The 25,736-nt window shown below is 40.6% G+C and carries 29 protein-coding genes; 17 read left to right on the top strand and 12 right to left on the bottom strand.

Going from position 1 to position 25,736, the window contains the following annotated elements; translation table 11 throughout:
- Positions 1-44 precede the first annotated feature (44 nt).
- The 3 genes from QUE03_RS00800 to coaBC form a co-directional block, all read right to left on the bottom strand.
- Positions 45-1,523 carry an aminoacyl-histidine dipeptidase gene (locus QUE03_RS00800; RefSeq protein WP_286264123.1) on the bottom strand — a complete coding sequence of 493 codons (1,479 nt, stop codon included), beginning with the start codon at positions 1,521-1,523 and terminating at the stop codon, positions 45-47.
- Positions 1,524-1,623: 100 nt separating this feature from the next.
- On the bottom strand, positions 1,624-2,208 hold the full coding sequence (gene slmA / locus QUE03_RS00805; RefSeq protein ID WP_286264125.1) for a nucleoid occlusion factor SlmA: 585 nt from the start codon (positions 2,206-2,208) through the stop codon (positions 1,624-1,626).
- A 129-nt stretch (positions 2,209-2,337) separates the two neighbouring features.
- Positions 2,338-3,540 carry a bifunctional phosphopantothenoylcysteine decarboxylase/phosphopantothenate--cysteine ligase CoaBC gene (gene coaBC, locus QUE03_RS00810; RefSeq protein ID WP_286264127.1) on the bottom strand — a complete coding sequence of 401 codons (1,203 nt, stop codon included), beginning with the start codon at positions 3,538-3,540 and terminating at the stop codon, positions 2,338-2,340.
- Positions 3,541-3,613: 73 nt separating this feature from the next.
- Between coaBC and radC the strand changes: the two genes are divergently transcribed.
- The 8 genes from radC (at position 3,614) to mutM (ending at position 7,894) form a co-directional block, all read left to right on the top strand.
- The gene (radC, locus tag QUE03_RS00815; RefSeq protein WP_286264128.1) at positions 3,614-4,306 is read left to right on the top strand and encodes a RadC family protein; all 693 of its coding nucleotides are present in this window, start codon (positions 3,614-3,616) and stop codon (positions 4,304-4,306) included.
- A gap of 82 nt (positions 4,307-4,388) precedes the next feature.
- Positions 4,389-4,700, top strand: a complete 312-nt coding sequence (locus QUE03_RS00820; RefSeq protein WP_286264129.1) for a PilZ domain-containing protein — start codon at positions 4,389-4,391, stop codon at positions 4,698-4,700.
- An 85-nt stretch (positions 4,701-4,785) separates the two neighbouring features.
- Complete coding sequence (locus QUE03_RS00825; protein ID WP_286264131.1) at positions 4,786-5,454, top strand: AAA family ATPase; 669 nt, start codon at positions 4,786-4,788, stop codon at positions 5,452-5,454.
- Positions 5,441-5,836: a hypothetical protein gene (locus QUE03_RS00830; protein WP_286264133.1), complete on the top strand. Its 396-nt coding sequence runs from the start codon at positions 5,441-5,443 to the stop codon at positions 5,834-5,836. Before QUE03_RS00825 ends, QUE03_RS00830 begins: the two co-directional genes overlap by 14 nt.
- Positions 5,837-6,064: 228 nt before the next feature.
- Positions 6,065-6,301 (top strand): 50S ribosomal protein L28, encoded by a 237-nt coding sequence (rpmB, locus tag QUE03_RS00835; RefSeq protein WP_159822134.1) that lies wholly within the window; start codon positions 6,065-6,067, stop codon positions 6,299-6,301.
- Between the two features lie 11 nt (positions 6,302-6,312).
- Complete coding sequence (gene rpmG, locus QUE03_RS00840; protein WP_286264139.1) at positions 6,313-6,468, top strand: 50S ribosomal protein L33; 156 nt, start codon at positions 6,313-6,315, stop codon at positions 6,466-6,468.
- Between the two features lie 99 nt (positions 6,469-6,567).
- The gene (locus QUE03_RS00845; RefSeq protein ID WP_286264141.1) at positions 6,568-7,056 is read left to right on the top strand and encodes a hypothetical protein; all 489 of its coding nucleotides are present in this window, start codon (positions 6,568-6,570) and stop codon (positions 7,054-7,056) included.
- A gap of 22 nt (positions 7,057-7,078) precedes the next feature.
- Complete coding sequence (mutM, locus tag QUE03_RS00850) at positions 7,079-7,894, top strand: bifunctional DNA-formamidopyrimidine glycosylase/DNA-(apurinic or apyrimidinic site) lyase (protein ID WP_286264144.1); 816 nt, start codon at positions 7,079-7,081, stop codon at positions 7,892-7,894.
- A 26-nt stretch (positions 7,895-7,920) separates the two neighbouring features.
- On the opposite strand, the gene coaD is transcribed toward mutM, so the two are convergent.
- Positions 7,921-8,406 carry a pantetheine-phosphate adenylyltransferase gene (gene coaD, locus QUE03_RS00855; RefSeq protein WP_286264146.1) on the bottom strand — a complete coding sequence of 162 codons (486 nt, stop codon included), beginning with the start codon at positions 8,404-8,406 and terminating at the stop codon, positions 7,921-7,923.
- A gap of 126 nt (positions 8,407-8,532) precedes the next feature.
- A complete protein-coding gene (locus QUE03_RS00860) occupies positions 8,533-8,922 on the bottom strand; it encodes a nuclear transport factor 2 family protein (protein ID WP_286264149.1) in 390 nt (129 codons plus the stop codon).
- 215 nt (positions 8,923-9,137) lie between these two features.
- Between QUE03_RS00860 and QUE03_RS00865 the strand changes: the two genes are divergently transcribed.
- On the top strand, positions 9,138-9,809 hold the full coding sequence (locus QUE03_RS00865; protein ID WP_286264152.1) for a TetR/AcrR family transcriptional regulator: 672 nt from the start codon (positions 9,138-9,140) through the stop codon (positions 9,807-9,809).
- On the opposite strand, the gene QUE03_RS00870 is transcribed toward QUE03_RS00865, so the two are convergent.
- The gene (locus tag QUE03_RS00870; RefSeq protein WP_286264154.1) at positions 9,780-10,517 is read right to left on the bottom strand and encodes a 3-deoxy-D-manno-octulosonic acid kinase; all 738 of its coding nucleotides are present in this window, start codon (positions 10,515-10,517) and stop codon (positions 9,780-9,782) included. The genes QUE03_RS00865 and QUE03_RS00870 overlap by 30 nt on opposite strands.
- 49 nt (positions 10,518-10,566) lie before the next feature.
- Between QUE03_RS00870 and QUE03_RS00875 the strand changes: the two genes are divergently transcribed.
- Positions 10,567-11,628 (top strand): glycosyltransferase family 9 protein, encoded by a 1,062-nt coding sequence (locus tag QUE03_RS00875; RefSeq protein WP_286264156.1) that lies wholly within the window; start codon positions 10,567-10,569, stop codon positions 11,626-11,628.
- Between the two features lie 18 nt (positions 11,629-11,646).
- Here the strand turns inward: QUE03_RS00875 and waaA are convergent, their stop codons facing one another.
- Positions 11,647-12,912 carry a lipid IV(A) 3-deoxy-D-manno-octulosonic acid transferase gene (waaA, locus tag QUE03_RS00880; protein WP_286264158.1) on the bottom strand — a complete coding sequence of 422 codons (1,266 nt, stop codon included), beginning with the start codon at positions 12,910-12,912 and terminating at the stop codon, positions 11,647-11,649.
- A gap of 176 nt (positions 12,913-13,088) precedes the next feature.
- On the opposite strand from waaA, the gene QUE03_RS00885 reads away from it, so the two are divergent.
- The 5 genes from QUE03_RS00885 to glpG all read left to right on the top strand — a co-directional run bounded on the left by QUE03_RS00885 (position 13,089) and on the right by glpG (position 17,597).
- Positions 13,089-13,859, top strand: coding sequence for an alpha/beta fold hydrolase (locus tag QUE03_RS00885; RefSeq protein WP_286264161.1), 771 nt, complete (start codon positions 13,089-13,091; stop codon positions 13,857-13,859).
- Between the two features lie 218 nt (positions 13,860-14,077).
- Positions 14,078-15,271: a glycine C-acetyltransferase gene (locus QUE03_RS00890; protein WP_286264164.1), complete on the top strand. Its 1,194-nt coding sequence runs from the start codon at positions 14,078-14,080 to the stop codon at positions 15,269-15,271.
- An 8-nt stretch (positions 15,272-15,279) separates the two neighbouring features.
- On the top strand, positions 15,280-16,305 hold the full coding sequence (tdh, locus tag QUE03_RS00895) for an L-threonine 3-dehydrogenase (protein WP_286264166.1): 1,026 nt from the start codon (positions 15,280-15,282) through the stop codon (positions 16,303-16,305).
- A 108-nt stretch (positions 16,306-16,413) separates the two neighbouring features.
- Complete coding sequence (gene glpE, locus QUE03_RS00900) at positions 16,414-16,743, top strand: thiosulfate sulfurtransferase GlpE (RefSeq protein WP_286264167.1); 330 nt, start codon at positions 16,414-16,416, stop codon at positions 16,741-16,743.
- Positions 16,743-17,597: a rhomboid family intramembrane serine protease GlpG gene (glpG, locus tag QUE03_RS00905; protein WP_286264169.1), complete on the top strand. Its 855-nt coding sequence runs from the start codon at positions 16,743-16,745 to the stop codon at positions 17,595-17,597. Before glpE ends, glpG begins: the two co-directional genes overlap by 1 nt.
- A gap of 35 nt (positions 17,598-17,632) precedes the next feature.
- Here the strand turns inward: glpG and QUE03_RS00910 are convergent, their stop codons facing one another.
- Positions 17,633-18,013 carry a flagellar basal body-associated protein FliL gene (locus QUE03_RS00910; RefSeq protein WP_286264171.1) on the bottom strand — a complete coding sequence of 127 codons (381 nt, stop codon included), beginning with the start codon at positions 18,011-18,013 and terminating at the stop codon, positions 17,633-17,635.
- A 185-nt stretch (positions 18,014-18,198) separates the two neighbouring features.
- Between QUE03_RS00910 and QUE03_RS00915 the strand changes: the two genes are divergently transcribed.
- Positions 18,199-18,777: a chorismate--pyruvate lyase family protein gene (locus tag QUE03_RS00915; RefSeq protein ID WP_286264173.1), complete on the top strand. Its 579-nt coding sequence runs from the start codon at positions 18,199-18,201 to the stop codon at positions 18,775-18,777.
- On the top strand, positions 18,774-19,634 hold the full coding sequence (ubiA, locus tag QUE03_RS00920; protein ID WP_286264175.1) for a 4-hydroxybenzoate octaprenyltransferase: 861 nt from the start codon (positions 18,774-18,776) through the stop codon (positions 19,632-19,634). Before QUE03_RS00915 ends, ubiA begins: the two co-directional genes overlap by 4 nt.
- 83 nt (positions 19,635-19,717) lie before the next feature.
- Here ubiA and plsB read toward each other — a convergent pair whose 3' ends face one another.
- From plsB to QUE03_RS00940, 4 genes are all read right to left on the bottom strand, one after another.
- Positions 19,718-22,159: a glycerol-3-phosphate 1-O-acyltransferase PlsB gene (plsB, locus tag QUE03_RS00925; protein ID WP_286264178.1), complete on the bottom strand. Its 2,442-nt coding sequence runs from the start codon at positions 22,157-22,159 to the stop codon at positions 19,718-19,720.
- Between the two features lie 99 nt (positions 22,160-22,258).
- Complete coding sequence (locus tag QUE03_RS00930) at positions 22,259-23,299, bottom strand: XrtA/PEP-CTERM system-associated ATPase (protein ID WP_286264180.1); 1,041 nt, start codon at positions 23,297-23,299, stop codon at positions 22,259-22,261.
- A gap of 1 nt (position 23,300) precedes the next feature.
- On the bottom strand, positions 23,301-24,896 hold the full coding sequence (locus QUE03_RS00935; protein ID WP_286264182.1) for a TIGR03016 family PEP-CTERM system-associated outer membrane protein: 1,596 nt from the start codon (positions 24,894-24,896) through the stop codon (positions 23,301-23,303).
- Positions 24,859-25,734, bottom strand: a complete 876-nt coding sequence (locus tag QUE03_RS00940; RefSeq protein ID WP_286264185.1) for an XrtA-associated tyrosine autokinase — start codon at positions 25,732-25,734, stop codon at positions 24,859-24,861. The genes QUE03_RS00935 and QUE03_RS00940 overlap by 38 nt, the downstream gene beginning before the upstream one ends.
- Between the last annotated feature and the right edge of the window lie 2 nt (positions 25,735-25,736).

Raw genomic sequence — 25,736 nt, forward strand, 5'->3', positions numbered from 1 at the left:
GCGCGTGTTTATTAGACTTTAGTCTATAAACACGCGCATACGATCTAGTTGGCGTCTACGTTTGGCACGTTAGTCAACACGGCCAGTAATAATTGCCAGTAAAGTTCGACCGCTGCTATCTCGACTTTTTCATCAGGAGAGTGTGGGAATTTGATGGTTGGTCCAAATGAAACCATGTCCCAACTTGGGTATGCGGTCTTAAATAAACCACATTCCAAACCTGCATGGATAACCATGATCTCAGGCACTTTGTTAAACAAAGACTGATAGGTATCTCGTACTACATTCATGATGGCTGAATCGGTATCGGGTTTCCATCCTGGGTAGGCACCTGAAAACTGAATGTCAGCGTTGGCAAGTTCAAATACCGAGCGGACAGTTTGTTCGGCTTCTGCGCGTCCGTCGTCATGTAAACTACGGATCAAAGTCAGTGCATTAAATTTCTTGCCTTTACAACGTAACACCCCTAAGTTCAGGGAAGTCTCAACAACACCTTCAATATCATCACTCATACGGATAACGCCATTTGGACAGGCATTGAGCGCGCGCAATATCCTTGTTTGAGTATTCGCAGTCCAGCATTGTTCAAATTCTTCAGGTGAAATGAGTAACATGTCGATGTCAGTTTCAATGGAAGCTAAATTTTGCTTAATTTGGGCCAAATAGGTATCCAATGCCGCCTTAAATGTATCAATATCTTTATTGGCAATAACGAAACTGGTATTAGCTTCACGTGGAATAGCATTGCGCAAGCTACCGCCGTTAAGTTCAGTAACGCGAAGATCAAATTGCTCACTGGCACTTAATAAAAAGCGCACCAAAAGCTTATTGGCATTGGCACGGCCTGTGTGAATATCAACACCAGAATGGCCACCTTTCAAGCCAGAAATAGATAAATTGAATGCCGTCGTATTGTCTTTGACTGGTTCAAAATCTAAATCGAAAGTTGCACTGCCATCAATACCCCCAGCGCAACCCATGTAAACTTCACCTTCCTGCTCGGAATCTGTGTTAATGAGGATGTCGCCATCAAAGAGACCTGGCTTTAAACCAAACGCACCCGTCATGCCCGCTTCTTCATCAATGGTAACTAGCACTTCAAGCGGGCCATGAGGAATGTCATTGCTTTCAAGTACTGCCAGTGCTGATGCTAAGCCAATACCGTTGTCTGCCCCAAGCGTGGTATCTTGAGCCGTCACCCAGTCACCATCAGCTTCAGTAATAATATAAGGCTTAATTGGGTCAGTTAAAAAGTCATGGTTAGTGTCGGCATTTTTTTGTGGCACCATGTCCATATGTGCCTGAAGAATAACACCACGCTTGTGCTCCATGCCTTGAGTTGCAGGCTTTTTAATGATTAAGTTGCCGACCTCATCTTCAATAAACTTAAGCCCCTGCTCGGTAGCCCATTGTTGGATCCACAAAGAAATCTTTTGTTCATGTTTTGATGGGTGTGGAATACTGCAAATTTTTTCAAACAGTTGCCATAAAGAAGATGGTTGTAAATGTGCTAGTGTCGACACAGTCTTTCCTCAAATAATTATTTTCATGCTGTTTACAGCAAAATATAGTTAAAATAAAAAACGCTGGCAATGCCAGCGTTTTCGTTTCTCAAATAGCGACCTATTTGCTCGCCATGAGAAACTGCCATTGCTCGGCAAATTCTTCACTTGGTTTCTTCGCAAAGCCTGAACGTACATAACCGCTGATTTTTCCTTCAGCGAATGCAACCAGTATATTGGCTAACGCTTGTTCATTAATAGTAAAGCTTTTTCCTTCGCGTAGTTTGCGCTCGCGCAAGACTTGCTTAAATTGTGACTCTAGCTTTTCGAAGAACTGATTGACGCGGCTGCGTAGTCGTTCATTCTCGCCCATCAACGCGTCGCCAGATAAAATACGACACATGCCAGGGTTACGCTCTGCAAATATCAATAAGACATGCAACATATGATGGCAACGAATTAATGACTCTTTGTGATCGGTTAAGATAAGATTAATCCGAGAAAAGATAGATTCTTCAATAAACTCGATTAAGCCTTCGAACATGCGGGCTTTTGATGGAAAGTGACGATAAAGCGCCGCTTCAGAGACACCGACTTCCGCTGCAAGTTTTGCGGTGGTAATGCGTTGTCCTGGGCTGGTTTGCAACATCAGTGCAAGGCATTCCAGAATTTGCTGTTTACGATTGAGTTTCTGAGTGGCAGACATAAAGCTTCTCTATTTTTTGATGTTATCGTTTTCGCCTAATTGAAAGATTTTATCGTTTGTCTAAACGCAACTTCAAGCAAAATATCTTAATTATTGTATTTAACTGAGTGTAAGTTTGTATAGACTTACTTACTCGCTGTTGCTTTTATAATCAATGATGACCTGTACTAGCTGTCGTGCGACTTCTGCTTTAGAGGCGAGCGAAATCTGCACAGCCGCTGCAGTTGAATAAACAATTAGCGCGTTATCATCGCTGTTAAATCCTTGACCTTGGACTGATACATCATTGGCAGCAATGAGATCTAAATTCTTTTTCTTTAGTTTACCCAATGCATACTGTTGAACATTTTGTGTTTCCGCGGCAAACCCTACCGTAAACGGTTTGTTCTTTAAGGCAGCAACATCCGCAACAATATCAGGATTTTTCACTAAGTTGATCTGCATGGTGCCGGCAGATTTTTTGATTTTTTGTGTCGCTATGTCAGCTACTTTGTAATCGGCTACAGCAGCGCATGCGACAAAAGTATCTGCGGTAGGTGCTAATGCCATTGCCTGTAGATGCATTTCTTGGGCGCTTTTCACTGGCACAAGTTCAGCTCCTTTAGGTGGTGTAATATTAACTGGGCCGGAAATGAGGGTAACATTTGCCCCAGCGTTTATTGCTGCTTGTGCAATGGCGTAGCCCATTTTCCCTGAGCTGTGATTAGAGATATATCTGACTGGATCAATGGCTTCTTGGGTTGGGCCTGCCGTGATCACCCAATGTTGACCAGATAACGACTTTGATTGATAAAACTGACAACATTGCTCTACGAGATCTGGAACATCTAGCATACGGCCAAAACCAGTATCGCCACAGGCTTGTATGCCAGCTGCAGGCCCCCAAATGTGGAGACCTCTATCACGCAGTTGCATAATGTTTTGTTGCGTTATAATACTGTGCCACATTTGTTGATTCATAGCGGGTGCTAGTGCTACCGGAGCCGCTGTTGCAAGGCAAATAGTGGTCAGTAAGTTGTCTGCTAAGCCGTGGCATATTTTTGCGATAGTATTCGCTGTTGCTGGCGCAATAAGTATGAGATCGGCCCATTTAGCCAGTTCAATATGTCCCATGGCGAGCTCAGCCGCAGGATCGAGTAAATTATCAGAAACTGGATAACCGGAAACAGCTTGTAAGCTCAGGGGGGTCACAAACTCTTTTGCTGATGAGGTAAGTACTGCCCTGACATTAGCGCCTTGATCAGTGAGTCGGCGTATTAACTCAGGTGCTTTATATGCGGCAATGCCGCCAGAGATACCTAAGACAATGTTTTTATTCTGTAGAAGTTGCATAACCTGCTAATCTTAAAACTGTTTATTGACGTGGTTGTCAAGGAGTATAACAATTCAAACAAGGAATGTAGAGATGGAAGCAACAAAGCGCCTTAAAGATTGGCCTAGTCAAGAAAGGCCAAGAGAAAAGCTATTACGATTAGGTGCAAATAGCTTAAGCGACGCCGAATTACTGGCGATATTTTTAAGGACTGGGATCAAAGGCTGTCACGTGGTCGATTTGGCGCGAAACCTTTTACAGACGTTTGGCAGCATTTCCGCCATTTATTCGGCAAGTTTAGAAGAGTTCTGCCAAGCAAATGGTTTAGGCACAACCAAATTTGTGCAATTGCAAGCATGTTTAGAAATGTCGAAAAGGTATCTAGCGGAGGCTTTACCGCAAGGCAGTGCGCTTACTTCATCACAAGCAACCAAAGATTACTTAACTGCGGAATTACGTGGTGAGACCCGTGAAGTGTTTGCTGTATTATTTCTTGATAATCAGCACCGCGTGTTGGAATTTGAGCGACTATTTCAAGGAACAATAAATGCCGCTGCGGTTTATCCGAGGGTGGTGGTCGAGCGGGCATTAAGACAAAAAGCTGCTGCTGTGATTTTGACTCATAATCACCCATCAGGCATTGCAGAAGCAAGCTTAGCTGATAAAGACATCACGCAGCACTTAACAAAAGCGCTAGCACTGATTGATGTGCGTGTTCTTGATCATGTCATTATTGCCGGACATTCGTGTTATTCGTTTGCTGAGCATGGAGAATTATTTGGATGAATAAAGTTGCATCTGATGCTAATGCCAGTTAATTTTAAAACAATGATCACTATAAAATTTTATTAAAACCAAGGACCATCTTATGACAGATAGCAGTAACCATGAGATAGAACGCCGTCAGTCGTTTCGGCTAGACATGGAAAAAGAGCTTATAGATATTAGCTGGACTGATAACTCAGGCAATCAACGAACGAAGAAAGTCGCCTGTTTAGATTTCTCGCGTGGTGGCCTGCGGATTGACAGCGACATTGAAATACCAAAAGACACGTCCATAGTCGTTACATTCAAAGCCAATACACCGAAATCTCAATCGTTAAATGGTGAAGTTCTTCGTTGTATGAAACAAGATAATGGCTGGTTTGAAATTGCGTTTCAGCTAGAGACTAAAGCGTAAATTCAACTCAGTTGGATTTGTACTATAATTAGTGGACTATCCCATACTAGGATAAACCAAACTGCAGTAATAGGAATATAACATCATGATGATATTAGTTGGTGGGGAAAAAGGCGGTAGCGGTAAAAGCTGTTTGGCGCAAAACTTAGCGGTGTTTTTTGCTAGTAATAAAAAAGCTATTGTATTGATGGTTGATTGTGATCCGCAACGCACAACGTCTGACTGGATTCAGGCACGAAACTCTGATCCCACGTTACCTGCTATCAACTGCATTCAATTGTACGGTAAAATACGTAACGATTTATTAAGCCTCAATCAACATTATGATTATGTGATTGTCGACTGTGGCGGCCAAGACAATTTGGCACTGCGCGCGGCAATGTCAGTGGCTGATCATGTGGTTATTCCGTTGAGGCCTAAACGCAGAGATTTAAAAACAGTACCGCATATGGAAGATATGCTAAGTACATGTAAAATGGTCAACCCCAAAATGCTTGCATCTTTTGTGATCACACAATGTCCATCGCTACCAAATCAAGCAACTCGTATTCTAGAAGCCAAAGAGGTTTGCTCGTCATTTGGCATAAATGTACTAAATGCTGTTACCTTTAATCGCAATGTTTATGACGACAGTGAAGAAAAAGGTTCATCTGTAATTGAAATCGAACCTGATGGTAAAGCAGCCGCAGAAATGATTGCTATTGCAGAAGAATTACTGGCAATGAAACCGGACAACTCTCATGAGTTTAACTGATCTCAAAAAGAACAAGGACGGCAAAACTAAGAAAAAGACTTTCACGGTCGATGAGTTTATTTCTGACGCAGAAAATTACGCGAAAGGAACGCCTGAAATTGTTAAACGAGGGGCGGCTCCTGAGTCAAAAAACTTAGATCTCAAACAAGCCATATCTTTTGCTGAAAAGCAGGTGACTGAGCGTGAAAAATCCAAAGGCAGCAATAAGCCATTTAGGCATGCTACTTTTACTCTCAGTGAAGATGCAATTGCAGAACTGAATTTGTTAGCTAAAGATGCTAAATTAGCGAAATCGCATATCATTAGAATCTTGATTGATAACCTTTCTAGTAAAGATCAGAAAGCGCAGTTAGTTGAACTTTTGAGCTCAAAGATACAATAAAAGCACAAATTTAAACCGAAAAGATCAAAATTAGCCCGACAATTGTTGGGCTTTTTAGTTGTTAACTAACTGTAATTAAAGAAAAAATTAATAGATAAGCGCTAAAGTATGAGAAAGGGTAGCATTCGACTTTTAGTTTCACTATAATATGCCACCTTTTTCAGGATCCCGAGGCGACGGTCTTGGGGAAATATAGCTCGAGCTGAAATTAATTTTGGAGTGACTCAAATGTCTAAAGTTTGCCAAGTAACAGGCAAGAAGCCAGTCGTAGGGAACAACCGTTCTCACGCAAGAAACGCAACACGCCGTCGTTTCTTACCTAACCTTCAATCTCACCGTTTTTGGGTTGAGAGTGAAAACCGTTTCGTTAAATTACGTTTAACTCCGAAAGGAATGCGTATTATCGATAAAAAAGGTATCGATGCAGTGTTAACTGACATTCGTGCCCGTGGCGAAAAAGTTTAAGGAACCAGATCATGCGTGATAAAATTCGTTTAGTTTCTTCTGCTGGAACAGGTCATTTTTATACTACTGATAAGAATAAAAAGACTATGCCAGAGAAAATGGAAATCAAAAAATTCGACCCTAAAGCACGTAAGCACGTGGTTTACAAAGAAGCTAAAATCAAGTAATTTTACTTCTAGAATTTTTAAAAACCCGGTCTTTACCGGGTTTTTTATTGCCCAAAATTCAGTATCATGGAGCATGAACTTTTCAACATGTAGTGCGCCATGAAACTATCAAGATCAGGTTGGAACAATGTTATTATTTTTTCGATAATGGCATTTATTTTGATGATCAATATGACCAACAACAAGCTTTTTTCTGAAGGGGAAGAACCTTCAATATCAAATGAAGCCTATATTGTAGGTGAAGGCAGCGTAATTCTCACGCTGATGATCAATCAACAAATGACAGTTGAGCGTGAAGGCGTCTCTTGGCGAACAGTACCCAAAGAGAAGCTTACTGCTCAAGCAGCTGAACAAATGATGCGCACATGGCATAATGCTAAAGGGGAAGTTATCACGCCAGAGTTTAGCCATAGTAGTGCTAATGCGATTGTGGTTAGCATGATGATAGCGGGCTTTAACAACATTCATTTGTTTAGTGTATATCCTTCAGATGAGCTGCTTGTTGTGTTTAATCACCAAACATCCACTTATGTGGCGCTCCCTCCTCAATTATTTCCTCAGCTTATGCCTGCGGAAATTTTTAATTAATAGACCCTAAAGTGATTCGATAATGCCTGAATTACCTGAAGTAGAAGTATGTCGATTGGGCATAACCCCACATGTAATAAACAAAAAAGTCCTTGATGTTATTGTCAGGCATTGGCAATTACGGTGGCCAATCCCTGAGCAGGTTCTTAGTTTAAAAGGGCTGGAATTGCTTGGTGTTGAACGCCGCTCCAAATACCTTATCTTAAAATTTGCTACCGGCAGCTTACTGATTCATTTGGGAATGTCAGGCACAATTCGCGTGATTGAACATACAACGCCGGTGATAAAGCATGACCATTTTGACTTAATGTTTGAACACGGAAAAGCACTTCGACTGAATGATCCGCGACGATTCGGCGCGGTATTATGGCTTGAAAATCATCAAGATACCGATAATATTTTGGCTAAATTAGGTCCTGAGCCACTTAGCAGTGATTTTGGACCTGGCTATTTATTTAGCAAGGCTAAAAATCGTAAAGTACCAGTTAAAACCTTCATCATGAATAACGATATTGTTGTTGGCGTTGGAAATATTTATGCCAATGAGGCCTTGTTTAAAGCTGGTATTTTACCTACAGCACCAGTGGGAAAACTTTCACAGAAACGTTTCAATATACTAACAGAGGAAATTAAACGTGTGTTAAAAAAAGCCATCGAACAGGGGGGAACTACGCTGAAAGATTTCACTCAAGCTGATGGTAAACCAGGATATTTTGCTCAATCACTGGACGTTTATGGTCGGGCTGGCCAGCCTTGTGTTAATTGCAATGAACCCTTAAAGGAAGTGCGGCAGTCGAATCGAAGCTCAGTATATTGTGCGAACTGCCAAACAAAATAGCCTTGCTTGGCAAGTAAGCGTGTAAATTACTTGGACAAGATAGCTTTTTCTAAAGCCAGTTTTACAGACGGGTGAACAAACTCGCTAACATTGCCTTTATGCAATGCTACTTCTTTAACTAACGTCGATGAAATAAATGAGTTTTCTTCTGCGGGGGTTAAAAATACCGACTCTAGATCTGGTGATAAACGACGGTTCATGTTGGCGAGTTGAAATTCATACTCAAAATCAGAAACTGCTCGTAACCCTCGTATCAGTACGCCTGCGTTGTGTTGTTTAGCGAAATCCACCAACAGACCGCTAAAGCCGACAACACTGACATTAGGTAAATGGGCAACGGCACCTTCTATCATGCTAACGCGTGTGGCCAAATCAAACCAAGGCTTTTTACTTGGGCTTGAGGCGACACCAACAATAACGTGATTAAACAGTTTACTGCCTCGTTCAATTAAATCGGTGTGCCCATTGGTCACAGGATCAAATGTTCCTGGATAGATTGCTTTTGTTGTCATGTGCTTACACTAGAAAAATGAAATCATAATTTTAAAGTGCATTGTATCGAGCAAAAGCAATTTTATCAAAATTGCTTATTTTGATTTACCCAATCTGGTTGGTTCAACAATATGATGTCGACGATACTAAGCCATTTGTGATTTCAATTGTCCAAGCATAGTGGTCATATTATCATTAATGAGATTTATCGCTTTTAATGGTCTTATCATGACTTTGAACTCAGTGATCTGACCTGCGTCATTCCATGTAATCATGTCGATACCATTTACTGCAATATCACCGATAGTGACATTAAATTCTAGAACAGCTTTGTTGCCTGTTGTGATTGTTGGTTGGTAGGCGAAGGTTTCATTCAAAAAAGTATGAAATGCCGCAGTAAGATACAACTGTACCATTTGTTTGCCTGCTACAGGTGTATGAATAACCGGCGAAAAAAGTACCGCGTCCTCAGCCAATAAAGTGCTTAACTGTTTAGGGTCACGTTGTTTAACGAGTTGGTGCCATTGTTCGATCATAAATATCTCCTTTTTCCACTAACATGCCCGTTAATCTTACACCTGTCAAGATCGGTTTGTATTTATCAGAATACAACAGTGTAGTTCGCTGATGATAAGAGCTAGAGGAAAGAAGAATCATTTGTGCTTAAAGTATTTACTCAAAAAACCTTTAAATCACTAAGAAATTGATAGTATGATAGTTTGAATTACCAAAGTGACAAAGAGCGGTTAGTATGAAAACACGGGACAAAATAATACAAGCAAGTATTGCGTTATTTAATGAGCATGGAGAGCGAAATGTTACAACCAATCATATTGCAGCGCACTTAAGTATTAGTCCTGGCAACCTTTATTATCACTTTCGCAATAAAGAAGACATCATCTTATCCATCTATGAAGAATATGCTCGTAATCTGCTATTAGAAACATTTCCGGTTGTGACAGCTGATGTTAAACCTCTTGATGCAATTATTTTGTATATGGATGCCGTATTTCAAGCCATGTCTAAATTCCGTTTTTTCTACGCAAACTTACCTGTGTTATTGGCAAAAAACCCATTACTGCGTGAAAAATATGTTGAAGTGCAGCAATTCATTGCTGAGCGCGTTGGCGATATGATGATCTCATTGCGTAATGCGAATATGATCAGTTTTTCAGATGAGGAATTACCTGACTTGGTGAGTATTTTACGTATTGTAAATACCTTCTGGCTCAGTTTCCATCAAACCCAAAATATGGATGCAGAAATCGATGCTTCCGTATTTTATGAAGGCGTATTAAAGATACTAGTGATTATTCGACCGTACACGACTGAAGCAGCATTACCGGAGTTTATCAAAGCGCGTGAAATGTACCTTGAGCGTCATAAAGAAGCATTAGCGGGTCAATTGATAACCGAGGAGTAATGACTCAAATTCACTTTGCTGCCAATTGAAGTTATTTAATCGTTTTTGCTCTTTTAAGAACGAACGCTTCAATCGCGCCATATTAGCCTGTTGCCATTGTTGAGCAGGCTTTCTAATTTCTCCTCGATCAAAATCGATTATCCATACCTTTTCTTCACTGTCTATTAAAATGTTATGAATATTAAGGTCGTGGTGATAGACGCCATGGTGATGAAATTGTTGGATAGTTTTACCTACCTCACGCCATAGTCTTTTATCAATTGACTGGTTTTCTAATATTCCGACTAAATCTTTGGCGTTTTCGATTTTTGAAGTGATCAGATCCGCTTGATAGTAAAACCCCTTTCTAATAACAGAGCATGCGATGGGTTTTGGTACCGGTAAATTTAGTGTTGTTAGCTTATTAAGTAAGGTAAATTCTGCGACAGAGCGCGCCTGATTGAGGCCCGTGTACAAATAACCGTCTTTTAACACTTTGCCGACCAGACCGCCGCGGTAATAGTGTTTTAATACCCAGCTTTGTTCTTCATATGAAATAAACCATGTTGTGCCTCTACCCTGGGCACTGCCGATGATGGCATTACGTTGTTGCCAATAATTACTAGAAAAGTAATCTGGCTGAAAGTCAGGTGCACTCTTAGGGTTAAAAAAATAATAATTATTGTCAGCTTCTAACTGTTGGTAATTTACTTTCGGTCTAAGGTTCAAGATAATAAGCTCAATTCATACTTTGCTAGCCTATTGTGGTGATTCCTGAATGCTGGGTCAATTAGCCGAACTAAAAAAAATCTGTATATTGCGTCTTTCTGCCATTGGTGATGTCTGTCATGCAGTCGCAATGGTGCAATTACTGCAGCGCACCCATCCAAACGTTGAAATAACATGGGTGGTAGGGAAAGTTGAAGCGATGCTGCTGAAAGACTTACCTGGCGTTAATTTTATCGTGTTTGATAAAAAAGCAGGTATTAAAGGCTTATTGGCGTTGCGGCGACAATGTAGTGATCAGTCTTTTGATGTTTTATTGCATATGCAAGTGGCCTTGCGTGCTAGCATTGCCAGTATGATGATCCCTGCTACGCATAAAATTGGTTTTGATCGTCTTCGCGCGAAAGAAGGTCAGTGGTTATTCACTAATGAGCGTATCGCGCCACAGCGTAATCCACATGTGTTAGATGGTTTCATGGGCTTTGCTCAATTGCTTGGTTGTGAAATCAGCCAACCTCAATGGCATATGCCCTTGACTGATGAAGACATGTTGTGGGCGGCTGAACAATTTACCAATGGTAAGCCGATAGCGACTATTTGCCCAGCAGCAAGTAAAGCTGAACGTAACTGGTCTTGTGAAGGTTATGCTGAAGTTGCGCAGGAATTAGTAGGCAAAGGCTTTACTGTGGCGATTTGTGGTGGGCCAACAGCCTTAGAACGTGATTTAGCCGATAATATTATCAAGCATTGTGATGTAGAACTGCTAAACCTAGTCGGCAAAACTTCGTTAAAGCAATTGCTCGCCGTACTTAAATTATCACACTTGGTGGTAGCGCCAGACACCGGTCCTGCGCATATGGCCGTCACGGTTGGTACGCCTGTTATTGGACTCTATGCACATAGCAACCCCCACCGTACGGGCCCCTATTTGTATCAACAATATGTCGTGAGTCATTATCAGGAAATTATTCAAAAACAACACAATAAAGTGTTGGCTAAACTGCCGTGGGGCATCAGGGCAAAAGGGAGTGATTTAATGGATAACATTCAAGTGTCAGAAGTGCTTGATAAAGTACGTCAGTTGCTTGCTGATCATTATCCAGAACTAAGCTGATTCGACTAAAGTTCGACGTTACAATAGGTTAAGTAGTTTAGTGCTGCAATAGACACTCGCCCCTTGGTTTTGTTGCACAACTTTATATGCATTTTGCCCAAGGTTTTTAGCTAATTGTGGTAATTCAATCAAAGTTGATATTTCTTTGACAAGTTCGTCTATAGGGGCTTGTCCTGCCAGTTGAATTATCCCTTCTTCTTTATTCATTAAAGAATTGATTTCATTAAAATTATGCATGTCTGCACCGACGATAATTGGCTTTTTATACAGGGCGGGTTCTAATGGGTTGTGACCCCCAATATTGGAAAATGTGCCAGCGATGGTGACATAGTCTGCTAATTGATAAGCTGACATCAGCTCGCCCAAGGTATCTAGCACCCACACTTGGGTTTGCGCTAGTACGGTTGCGTCTGTACTTCTTTTTTGCGTATTAAAGCCTTGGGTTTCGCACAAGGTAAACACGGACTCAAAACGTTCGGGGTGTCTTGGTACCAATATTAATAGCAGTTCTGGGTGCTTTTCTATTAGCGTTTGATATGCAGATAATACAATTTCTTCGTCCCCAGAGTGACTGCTTGCCACCAGCCAAACTGGTTTCTGTTTTGGCAGCAGTTGACCCAAGTGTTTTGTTTTGGCGTTGATATCATCATTGATGGCCAAATCAAATTTCAAATTGCCCGCCACTTCGCAACGCGATTGATGCGCTTCGAGTGACAGAAATCGTTGATAGCTTTCGTGGCTTTGACACAAAATTTGATCAAAACACTGTAAGGCAGGTGTGATCAATGGCTTAATTTTACGGTAACTGGTTATCGATTTTTCGGACAAACGTGCGTTAATCAATTGCAGTTTAATATGACGCTTTTGACATTGATGAATAAGGTTTGGCCATATTTCTGTTTCCATTAACACTAGGGCTTTAGGCTTTAGCCGGCGTAAAAATAACCAAGTGCATGGCCACACATCAAGTGGCAAATAACAGTGATGCACCCGATCACAGAACAACTTCTTAACTTGTTCTGAGCCCGTAGGGGTAAAAGTTGTCATGACAATGTGTTGATTTTGGGTAAGAAGGTAGTCTACATAACTTTTAATCGCGATGACCTCACCAACACTGGCGGCATGAATCACAATGCAATTGGTTGGAAACGTTGTGGGTATCAGGCCTAGTCTTTCTTTTATGCGCTGGCGATATTTAGGGTGATTTAAAGAGCGAACAACAAGCGCTAACAGCAACAGAGGAGTGATGATGATGAGTAAAAAGCGATATAAAAACAGTGTCATGCTGACAAGCGTAGCTCCGAAAAAGAATGCAGCCGATTATAGCGTGAATATCTTTTTTCGTCGTTAGTTAAATTGAGGCGGCTTTGAATGTACAAGCGATACTAATTATTTAACTCGTCATGTGCGTCTGATATGCTGTAATTCGTTGATGCCACTCTGTTAAGGAACACAGATCAATGCGCTTGATAGCTTTCATGATATTAATCTGTTTGTACAGTCATACCGTCGTTGGCGCTGAAGAAGCTATCAGCCAACGTATTTTGCCGCCTCAACAAGTGAAAGTGTCTGCACCTAATAATTTTGAGCTTAATGCACATTTTTTCCAAGCAGAAAAAAGCATAGGAGGGGTGCTCATATTTCATGATTGCAATGACACGTTGAATCCCTACCTTGCGTTAGCTGAGAGCTTTCAACTTGCGAGAATAGATGCCTTGGTGCTCAATATGCGCGGATTTGGTGGCAGCATATCTGAACTTTACTCACATGAGGCGATCAAACGGAAGTCTAAAGACATCATTTCGTATCAACAAAATGCAGCGTTGCTTTATGCCTTTTGGGGTGATGATGGAGTGTTAGCGTTTAACTATTTACGTAATAAGATCGGACGTAAAAAACCTATTTCGATTGTTTCAAGTGGTTGCTCTGCTCATACCGCGGTACAAGTTGCTGAGAAAGTGCATGTCAGCGCTTCTGTTTTTATTGAGCCCGTGATGGATTATATGGCGAAAGAGCAATACAAAAATCTCATTGATATGCCGAATTATTTTATTGGCTCAGTACACCAAACGGAATCCTTTCAAACGGCCAAAGAGATGTTCAATTGGAATGGGGATTCGGGTAGTAAAATACAAATGTTTAAAGGTTCAATTTATCGCACCAACTCTAAAGATAGAAGCAGTAGCCTTTACATCGACATTGCTAAGTGGGTTGCTTTTCACTCGAGATAGCAATACTTATCCCCCAAACATTGGATCTACATGTGAGTGCGGCTAAAAGTTTACACTTATCGTCACCATTTTCTGCGCTTGTAGGCTGTATCTTGTTAACCAATCACGTAAAATAACGCAAATTTTGCACCTAGCTTGCGTAAGCTGCATCTGTACGCTAAGTGTTATAACAATTGATAAAAACTACTTAACAACATAAAGAATTAATTGGGGCTTATATGTCATCTACGTTTTATACTCACCTTCAAGGTCAGATTGATCAAGTAAAGCAAGACGGCTTGTACAAGGCTGAGCGAATTATTACCACCGCACAACAAGCTGAAATAGCAGTAGCTTCAGGTGAAGAAGTGGTAAATTTCTGTGCCAACAACTACCTTGGTTTGGCAAATCACCCTGAACTCATTAAGGCAGCAAAAGCCGGTCTAGATGAGCACGGTTTTGGTATGGCATCAGTTCGCTTTATTTGTGGAACGCAAGATATTCACAAAACACTAGAGCAAAAGTTAAGTGAATTCTTAGGCATGGAAGACACAATTTTATATTCGTCGTGTTTTGATGCCAATGCGGGCTTGTTCGAAACATTATTAGGACCTGAAGACGCGATTATTTCAGATGCGTTGAATCATGCCTCTATTATTGATGGCGTTCGTTTATGTAAAGCAAAACGATTCCGTTATGCCAACAATGACATGGCAGAATTAGAATCTCGTTTAAAAGAAGCAGATGAAGCCGGCGCACGGTTTAAATTAATTGCCACCGATGGTGTCTTTTCGATGGATGGTGTTATCGCTGATTTAAAATCCGTTTGTGATTTGGCGGACAAATACAATGCGCTTGTCATGGTGGACGATTCTCATGCGGTTGGCTTTGTAGGTGAACAAGGCCGCGGTAGTCATGAATATTGTGAAGTGATGGGTCGCGTGGACATTATCACAGGTACGTTAGGCAAGGCGATGGGCGGCGCTTCAGGCGGTTATACGTCAGGTAAGAAAGAAGTGATTGAATGGTTGAGACAGCGCTCTCGTCCATACTTATTTTCAAACTCATTAGCTCCTGCGATTGTTAATGCGTCTATAAAGGTACTTGAATTATTAGCCGATGGTGATGCGCTGCGTAAAACATTAAAAGATAATGCAACGTACTTCCGCAGTGAAATGGAAAAAGCTGGATTTACCTGTGCAGGCGCTGATCACGCTATAGTGCCAGTGATGTTGGGCGATGCAAAATTGGCAAGTGATATGGCGAACCAGTTACTTGCGCAAGGTATCTATGTAATCGGTTTTTCATTCCCTGTAGTACCTAATGGCAAAGCACGTATTCGAACACAAATTTCAGCGGCGCATACTCGTGCTCAACTTGATAAAGCAATTGCTGCCTTTATCACTATTGGTAAAGAAATGGGCGTTATTTAGGAGTCGATATGAAATCTTTAGCTAAATTACATGCCAAAGAAGGCATTTGGATGACAGACTCACCTAAGCCTGAATTGGGTCATAATGACTTGCTTATTAAGATCAATAAAACGGCTATTTGTGGTACTGATATTCATATTTACAATTGGGATGAATGGTCTCAAAAGACCATTCCTGTACCTATGGTTGTAGGCCATGAGTATGCTGGTGAAGTGGTTGGCATTGGCCAAGAAGTCAAAGGCTTTGCTGTTGGTGATCGGGTATCAGGTGAAGGCCATATTACTTGTGGACATTGTCGAAACTGCCGTGGTGGCCGCACGCACTTATGCCGAAATACCGTCGGTGTAGGGGTCGATAGAACTGGTAGTTTTGCTGAGTACTTAGTGATTCCTGCGTTTAATGCCTTTAAATTGCCTGATGAGATTTCAGATGATTTAGCGGCTATTTTTGATCCCTTTGGTAATGCGGTTCATACAGCATTGTCTTTCGATCTTGTTGGTGAAGACGTGTTGATCACAGGTGCTGGCCCTATCGGAATTATGGCAGCCGCAGTTGCGAAACATGTTGGTGCACGTCATGTTGTGGTGACCGATATAAACGAATATCGCTTAAATTTAGCCATGAAAATGGGCGCAACAAGAGCCGTTGACGTGTCAAAAGAAAAATTAAGCGATGTCATGCATGAACTAGGCATGACGGAAGGCTTTGATGTTGGCCTGGAAATGTCAGGCGTTCCTATGGCCTTTACCGATATGTTGGCAAATATGAATAACGGTGGCAAAATTGCGATGTTAGGCATACCGGGTAAAGACATGGCGATTGACTGGAGCCAAGTTATCTTTAAAGGGCTAACAATTAAAGGTATATACGGACGCGAAATGTTCGAAACTTGGTACAAAATGGCAAGTTTGATTCAATCGGGTCTAGACTTATCGCCAATTATTACGCACCAATTTGAAATTGATGATTTTCAGCAAGGCTTTGATGTGATGCGCTCAGGTCAATCAGGTAAAGTCATCTTGAATTGGACATAGCTTTTTAACAAAAGAAGCGATAAACGAAATAAAAGGTGCTACTTGTTAGCACCTTTTTGTATTATAGCAGTATCAAATTTTGGAATTTTAAAACAGTACACTACCGTAATGACTAACCCAGAAACATTCAAACATTTGCAATGCCAGCAGCTGCAAGAAACTATATCAACAGCACCAATTGTCGTCGTCGACATTCGTGATGAAAATTCGTACTTGGCTGGCCATATTCCCGGCGCAATACATCTTACTAACGATAATATTGGCGACTTTATGCGAGAGGCTGATTTAGATGTAGCGACAGTCGTGTGCTGTTATCATGGGATTTCTAGTCAACCGGCGGCTGAGTTTCTTATCAGCCAGGACTTTTCCGAAGTATATTCCCTTGACGGTGGTTTTGTTCAATGGCAAACGCAATATCCTGAGCTAATTGAAAGTTAATGGAAAATTCAGCGCTTGCCCCATTAGTTAAAATTGACCAACAACGCATTGGTCAATTGTTTGTTGATTATCTAAAAAGTCTTGAGATAACAGCGCAACTCGAGCCACAAGATGGGGCTTACATTGTTTATATCCAAGCCGATAAGCTAGATCTTGGGCAGCAAGTTTTTAATGAATTTGCCCAACAACCTTATAACCCCAAATATCAGCACGCAGCGTGGCAGCATGGCAGTACATCATCGAATGATACTCACATTTCGGGCGTAAGTGAGTTTAAAACCCGATTTTTAGAGCATGCCGGTGTTGTAACATTATCTGTATTTGCTTTATGTTGGTTTGTCTTTTTGCTCAGTCAATTTGGCTACGCGAACACAACGTTTAATTTATTGCGCTTCTATTCAGAACTTAGCTTTGCAGGGCTAGTAGGGGAGCCTCAGCGGCTATTGGGGCCTGCATTCTTTCATTTTTCTTGGCTTCACATTGTCTTTAACACCATGTGGTGGTGGCAACTCGGGGGAGCGATTGAAAAAACATACGGTAAATTTACACTGATGAACCTTTTTTTGGTCTCGGCTATCGTTTCAAATCTGGGCCAATTTTTAGTTTCAGGATCCAATTTCGGCGGTTTATCAGGTGTCGTTTATGCAGTAGTTGGTTTTGTATGGTGGACAGGATGGTTAAATCCAGCAAAGGGTTTGATGCTGCCAAAGCCTATTATTGGCTTTATGCTATTCTGGTTAGTCTTGGGCTTTGTCGATTTACTGCCGGTGAACGTAGCCAATGCGGCTCATTTGCTTGGGCTTGTCAGTGGATGTGCTTTGGCGTTGTGGTCAAATAAAACGTTCAGACAGTAAGTGTTTGAACGTTTTATTTGAGAGAATACTGGCCTTTAGTTATCGAGCCATTGCGTAAACATTAAGCGTTTAACCAAAGGTTTTCCCGTTTCCTGTGTGAGCAGTGTTTTTACTTGATCTTCACATAATCTTTGTATTTCATGACGTCCGTTAATGGATTTAATTTTTTCTTCGGGCTGTTGACCAATAATATTAATAATAGCGTCACGTAGCAACGGGGAGTGGTGTTCTACGGCTTCTAGGTTATTGCTGCCTTCAATCATGAGCTCAACGGTTAATCGTACATAACCAAGCTTTTTTTTCACGGCAACATAGTTAGTAATAATGTCAGGTTCAAAACCAAAATAGACATATTCAGTACCTTTAGCAGAAAAAGTACTGACGAATAAGACTAACATTAAAAAAAGTTTTTTCATTGGTGTTACAACTCTACAAAAAGCAGTCGAGTGCTCAGGAATGATATTATTGTAACTAACTCATTACAAAAAGGTAGCAGAGAATTGATTATTTTCATTTATTGATTCTAGAAGAGGCACTAGCACTAGTCGCACCTATTCATTGCCTGTTATTATGAGCACAGTTTTCGCCAGTACTTTGCACTATGTCAGCTCTTAATTCTTTATTTCCGGTACAGCTTCATACCCACTGGATTCCTTCGTCACAGCTTGATGTTGACTCGTGTCTCGCTGATTGGTTATTGGATCCCACGTCCTTAACAGCACGCTTAAAAAAGCACAGCCACGACTTTAGAGTTGTGGTGCTAGGACAGCGCCTAGAAAAGTGCAGTAAGCAAGATGCGTGTGAAATTATTCAGGTAGGCTCTGAAATATTGACCAGAGAAGTGATTTTATATTGCGATGATAGTGCGCAAGTTTTTGCTCGGAGTTTATTGCCATTAGCAAGTTTAACTGGTGAAGAGCAAGCATTAGCTACCTTGGGTGATAAGCCACTAGGACAGGTGATATTCAGCAAAGCTAACCTTACGCGCACCGCCATTGAGGTAGGGCGCTTTAATAATCAAAGTAGTGTTGCCAAATTAGCCGATAAGCTTGAATTAAATGCATCTCAGGAGATGTGGGGTCGCCGCTCCTTGTTTCACGTGGATGACAAACCCATTGTAGTGGCAGAGGTGTTTCTACCTAATGCTTTTGCCTACAAAAAAGAAAGGGAGCTTTTATGAGTCAGGCTGTAATGAACTGGCAAGCGATAAAGCAGATTACCCGTATGGATAAGCCAATTGGTACTTATTTGTTGCTTTGGCCTACGTTTTGGGCGCTTTGGGTTGCCTCTGATGGTTACCCACAACCAATGATACTGTTGATTTTCGGTTTAGGTGTGTTTGTAATGCGCAGTGCCGGTTGTGTAATAAATGATTTTGCTGATCGTAAAGTTGATGGACAGGTTGAAAGGACTAAAACTAGACCTCTTGTTTCAGGCCAGATGACCAGCGAACAAGCCTTGTTATTATTTGGCTTTTTGATTGGTATTGCCTTTGCTTTAGTCGCACAGCTTAGTTGGTATACCATACAACTTTCGGTGGTTGCTCTAGTACTTGCTGCCTCATATCCTTTTATGAAGCGATATACGCACCTTCCACAAGTGGTGTTAGGCGCCGCATTTAGCTGGGGTATGATCATGGCCTTTGCTGAGTTAGAGGGGAGGATACCCAATGTGGCTTGGCTGTTGTTCTTCGCAAATGTTATTTGGACGGTAGCATATGACACCATGTACGCTATGGTTGATCGAGACGATGACTTAAAAATAGGTGTTAAATCAACAGCGATATTATTTGGCCAGTATGACAAAAAAGTTGTTGCCTTCTTGCAGTTGGTTACTTTAGGGCTCTTATGGACGGTTGGTGAATTATTGGCTTTTGGCTGGCCATTTCAGCTTTCTGTGGTGATAGGGGCAGGGTTGTTTTGCTATCAACAAATGCTCATTGTTAACCGAGAAAAGCAATCTTGCTTTAAGGCTTTTCTAAATAATCACTTTTTTGGCTTGGTGATATTTCTTGGAATATTCATTGAATATTTATAGTTAAGCAATTATTGCGCATTATAGAAAAGCCCCAGATAAAATCCTATTTGGGGCTTTTTCATTTTCTCGTTACTTTGTTTTGGCTACCTAGCAATGCTCTGCAGTACTTTAATATCGACTAAATTCGACACGTTTGCTTTTAACTCTGACAAGCTTGAGTTATCAAGCAGATGGTTTTGATCGTTGGTTGAAATGTATTGATAGTCTTTGAGTGCATTAATCAGCCCTGTTAGTGCTTTTTTATCGATAAATTCAGGCGCGTTGATGTTATTAAGTTTAGACAAACGCTTAGCGACAGCCATTACTTGCTCTTCCAACGCGGCTTTACTGACTGGCGCTTGTCGACTAATCGCAGTAGTTAAAATGGCCAATCGCTGCAACGTCTCATCAATAACCTCGCCCATTAACCTTAGCTTTGTTCTTACATGTGTACAGTCAACAGCCGACCAAAATCCTGCTTTTGACTGCTTAACTAATTCAAGCTGACTTAGGCTTTCCAAAATTTGTGTGATGGCCTGCTCAAAATCTTCAGGTTGGTGCCAAATAAACAACTCGGTCTTGACTAATAAAGCAATGCTAGTTACCTGCTTTACTATCTCGTCATGGCTTATTTTTGTAGTTCGTTCGATGATTCTTGCGATTATTGAAGGTAGAACATAGGTATGAATAATATTGTTTCGATAATAACTCATTTCTAATGCAGCAGAATTTGACAATGAAATGATGTCACCTAAATTGTCTCGTTCTACGGTAATCTTGTTAAGCTCTTTTACGTGCGCAAGCAATTGCTCAGCGCTATCTTCCGGTATCGTTAACTGTTTGCTGTAAGGTGCTAGTTTTTGGAGTTTAAGGGCAAACTCGAGTTGTTCGATTAAGGTTGACTCGGCTAATGCATTATTTTCGGACGCGAGTAAAATCAATGCTATCAAAGATACGCCATTAAGCGCTGCATTTTGATTGATATTGATCATTACTTGATTGGCAAGTACATTAACACTAGGTGTTAGCCAGCTTGGCTTTTGTGGATCGATAGGGTCAATCGCATCCTTCCAGGTTGGTACTTGATGATTTAGAAAGCCATTTAAATGGATAGGATCTCCAAAATTAACATAACCCTTGCCGTAGTTTCTTAAACTCTTAATTGCTTTAAAGACACCAAAAATAGATTCTTTTTGTTTTTTAGAGCCGCTAAGCTCCTTGTGATAGGTGCTCACTTCCATTACATGTTCATAGCCGATGTAGACAGGAACAAGGGTCAGTGGACGATCAATACCTCGCAATAAGCTCTGAATGGTCATCGCCAGCATGCCGGTTTTGGGTGCCAATAAACGACCTGTGCGGCTGCGACCACCTTCTGTATAGTATTTGACCGAATATCCACGCTCAAATAGTAGACCTAAATATTCGCGAAAAATAGTGGAATATAGACGATTTCCTCTAAAACTACGGCGAATAAAAAATGCCCCGGCTTTTCTAAATATTGGACCAGCAGGCCAGAAATTTAGGTTGATACCCGCTGCTATTCTTGGGGTCACAAGCCCTTCATGGAATATAATGTATGTCAGCAGCAAATAATCCATATGGCTTCGGTGGCATGGGACATATATAATTTCATGGCCATCTTGTGCTAGCTCTCTAACCACATGAGCATTTTTTACTTCAATGCCTTTGTATAGTCGATTCCATAATTTATCAAGTACGCGTTCGCCAAATTGCACCATCGATTCTCTGTAATCACCAGCAATCTCGTCCATGATGTTAAGCGCTTGTTTTTTGACTTTATCAGTGCTGATATTTTTATTTTTAGCCTCATCAGCGATGAGCTTTTTAATTGAAGCGTTACCCAATAAAGCATTAAACATTTGTTGTCTATGCATTAGTCGAGGCCCTGTGGCGGCTATGGTTTGACGATGAAAATGGAATCGAGCAACTCTCAGTAATTTATGTGCCATTACATCATCAGTACCGTGTTGATCCGCCATGGTGCGAATTGATAATGCCTCGCTTAATCTTACTAATGCGTGTCGTCCAAGAAATAAGACAATAAAAAATTTACGTAGTGCTGAGGGTGACTCTTGATCTGCTAATAATGTACCAACATTGGCATCATTTTTTTCGATATTAGGTTTTCTTCCCCATACTATATTTGCGGGAATAAGTTGTGCATTGAGTTCGGGATCGAGCCCGTGCTCTTTCAGTAATGCGATACCTTGAGACAGTGCTTCGGTTTGACGAGTTTTGCGCCATCGAAATATGGGTGTTGGTTTTTCTAAACAAATTGTCCGTGAAAACTGCTGTCCTTTAATATCAACTTTACTTAATGGATCGGGCAACCCTAATTTTTTACATGCTTTTTTTAGGGTTAAAAGGTCACTCGCTGATTGATGACGTACAACGTAAAAAACGGGTTGTTTACTAGATAAAGTCCCTGACTTTATTGAATCATCAGGGACAATTTTACATCTCACCAGTACTTTGACTGGTAATGTAAGCAAGAAGTAAAAAAAGGAACGTATTGCTAACATCTTGTTTCGCTCAAATTTATTAGAACAAATATTTTAGCACATTGTGATAAGTTGTAATTAGCCTGTTTGTAACTATCTTCCAATTTTGCTGATAAATAACTAGTTGTCTCGACTTTCTATCGACGTATTGGCTTGAGCATATTGTCTGTTTTTCTGCTTTAATAATTTGTCGACATAGCGCGTCATTTTTATTTTTTCTTTGATAGTTGATTCAAGAATTTCTTCCACTTCTCGTAAAACGTTCTTAATATTTTCGACATTTTCAGTCGAGTTTACCACCACCTGATTCGACGGTTGTGACAATCCTACTTGAGAATTTAATGAACCGGTAAGCTCAATCCCCATTTCATCGGCAACTTCATTAATGGCATCTAATGAAATCTCTTGGAGCTCTTCTAAAAAACCAAATAACAGTAAACGGTCAACGAATATGTTTATTTTACGAGGAACACCTTGTGTTTTCTGGTGAATCAAATCGAAGCAATCCTCATTGAAAATATTTTCTTTTTCACAGCCTGCTTGGCTTAATCGGTGAATAATGTATTGTTCAACTTCTTCAACAGATAAAGGCTGCAAGTGAGCCGATGCTATAATTCGTTGCCTAAATTGCTCCATGTTAGGGGCTTGTATGATGCCTTTTAGCTCTTCTTGGCCTAATAAGAAACTCTGGATAAGTGGTTTATTGTCAAGTTGAAAATTGGACAACATGCGTAGCTCTTCGACCGATTCTGCAGGTAAATTCTGTGCTTCGTCAACCAATAGCAATGCACGCTTTCCTTGCTGGTTTAGGCCAATCAAGAATTGCTCGATTGCTTGCAACACTTCTGCTTTGTTGTTGCCACCTATATCGATCTTAAACTCAGCGGCAACAAGCTCCAATAGTTCAAGAGGTTCCAATTTTGTTGTTACCAATTGAGCAGCGACAATATCTGAATCGCTTATATTGTTTAGCAGATTGCGGGCAATGGTTGTTTTTCCTGTACCAATTGGCCCTGTTATGACAATAAAACCTTCACCTTGATCTAGTCCGTATTGCAAATAAGATAACGCACGTTGATGGTGATTGGACGCGAAAAAGAAACGAGGATCTGGGCTTAGCTGAAAAGGTCTTTCCTTAAACCCATAATAATTTTCATACATATTAAAAATCTTTTTTGATGTTTATAGCAATGCGAGATTCTTCATAGTCCCTGTCATTTCTGTCTGAGGTTCTATTTCGATATTCGAGGGAAATATCGCCACTGAGTTCATTGGTCAATTTTCGGTTATATATCGTCTTTATCATACGATAATAATCCGTTTGAATAAAAGCATCTTCAATACTATTGGTGTTGTATTCAACTTTATTAAAACGCCAAGTTAGTGATATATTGCTGCGGGAGCTGAGGCTACGTGTTGCAACCAGCGAACTGTTAAAATATTTATCAATATTGCCTTGGCTCAGATTTTCACGCTCACGCCTTGACGCAGTTAAGGTAAATGTAGTTTTAGACAGAGCCAATTCTGAGCTCCATTGAAGAGACTTGTTAAGTGAAAATTGATCATCCTCTATCGGTCTTTGTGCCAGCGTATTGAGCTGAACGTATTCGCTGGGATCTGCAATATTCTCATTCGAGCTTAAGCAGTTACTTTCATCAAAAGGTTGGTTAATTGGGCACCAAATAGAGCCACTGATAAACACTTCGAAATTATCTCGCTGAAACGCTTGTAACGTCTCATCATAAGTGATGTTATTGGTTAAGCGTCGATTGCGATGAGAAATATTGACGTTAAAGGAATCACCAAAAAAACGCTGGTTATATTTGGCGTAAATAGAGGTACGCTCACTAGCTTGCCAATTAATCGTTGCTTCAATATAGTCGTCATTGACTCTGCTATCATCGACATAGTTATATGATGTATCTAGCACAAAATGTTCAGCAACTTGCCATCGAATACCCGCACCAGAAGAAGGGGTTGTTAAATTATTTTGTGACGTTGATATATTACCTGAAAAATCTTCGTCATAATATCTGATATAAGGACTCAATTTAATTGGTGTACTAAAACCCAATTTGACATCTATCTTGTGATTTCTACCTGTTCTACCGTTATTTTCACGGTCTGAGTAGTTACCATATATATCCCAGAAAAAACGTTTTATGCCGGAGCCATTTGAAAATGAAAATGAGCTTTGGTAGCCTTCACTTTCACCTACATTATCTTCAGCAACGCTCTTATTCGCATTAACTGATGCATTTAATTGTAGGTTAGAGTTATTGACTACTTGACTCAAACCTACCGTGTAATTTTCAGTTTGTACCGTTTCGCCACTGACCAAATCTGAATATAAATTATCTGCTGTTGATTTCGCGACATTATTAATACTGGCACTCAACTGCAACTCGGGGCCATTAGCCCATGGCGAAAAAGAAAGCTGAGAGTTTAAAAAAGTAAAGTTCTTATCCAAATCATGGTCATTACTATAGAGTTTGCGTTCAATACTGCTTTGAAGGGATACGGTTAAAGCCCTTGACTCTAGTGAAGCACTAATTGCTGCACCTACTTCTGAAACTAAACTATCTGTTTTGCCAGATTTTTCAGCCAAGACATTATCTGTATAGGTTGTGCCAAGTGTCACGGAAGGAGTTATTTCTAGATCCGCAGACAATACTTGGCATGAACTGAACGATAATAATAACGCCAAGAAAGAAAATTTATTATCTTTTATCGCCATATCCATAGCCGTAATAGCCATAAACGTCCTTACTTGTTTTTATTGTTTTATTAATAATAAAACCTACTGCTAGGTTTTCATCTAATTGAGCGGTAGCACTTTTTACATGTTCTAATTTTGTTTTTGACTCTTCAACAACAACTATTCCTTGTCCGACCAAGCTGGCTAAGACAGGTGTTTCTGTTACGCCTAAGAGTGGTGGGCAATCAAAAATAACGATTCGATCGGGATACCTGTCTGCTAATTCTCGAGCAAGCTTTGCCATTCGATCACTAGCGAGTAATTCGTTAGTCAAATGATGTGTCGTACCCGCAGGCATTATCTTTAAGTTAGAGATGCTAGTGCTATAAATAATCTCTGACAAGTCAGATACATCAGATCTTAAATAATCTAAAAGACCTTTATTATTTTCAAACTCAAGCTCGCGATGAACACTTGGCCTTAATACGTCAGCATCAATCAATAGCACCGTTTTATCTTGCTCTAGTGCAATACTTAACGCCAAATTTATCGAAACAAATGTTTTTCCTTCATTAGGATTTGAACTACTAACCATGATTAGGTTGCTGTTTTTTAACGTTTTCGAGACTGGCCCGAAAGCATTATTGATAAGCTTACGCTTTATATGCCTAAATTCTTCTTGAATGTGCGTAGTATCACCACCGGTGTGAATAAAGCCTCGCTCTGTTAACCTGTCATTGTTAATGTTAATCACGGTGTTATTAACGTGAATATTATCTTTAGACTGCTCAGTTGTTAATATCGAGCTGGCTTCTTGTTCTGGAGCCTCTGGCTTATCATCAACACTCTGATTGCTACGTGCTTTTTTCTTAGCCAATGCTTTTTCTATCGTACTCATGG

It is taken from the genome of Thalassotalea atypica, from assembly GCF_030295975.1.
Lineage (GTDB): Bacteria > Pseudomonadota > Gammaproteobacteria > Enterobacterales > Alteromonadaceae > Thalassotalea_F > Thalassotalea_F atypica.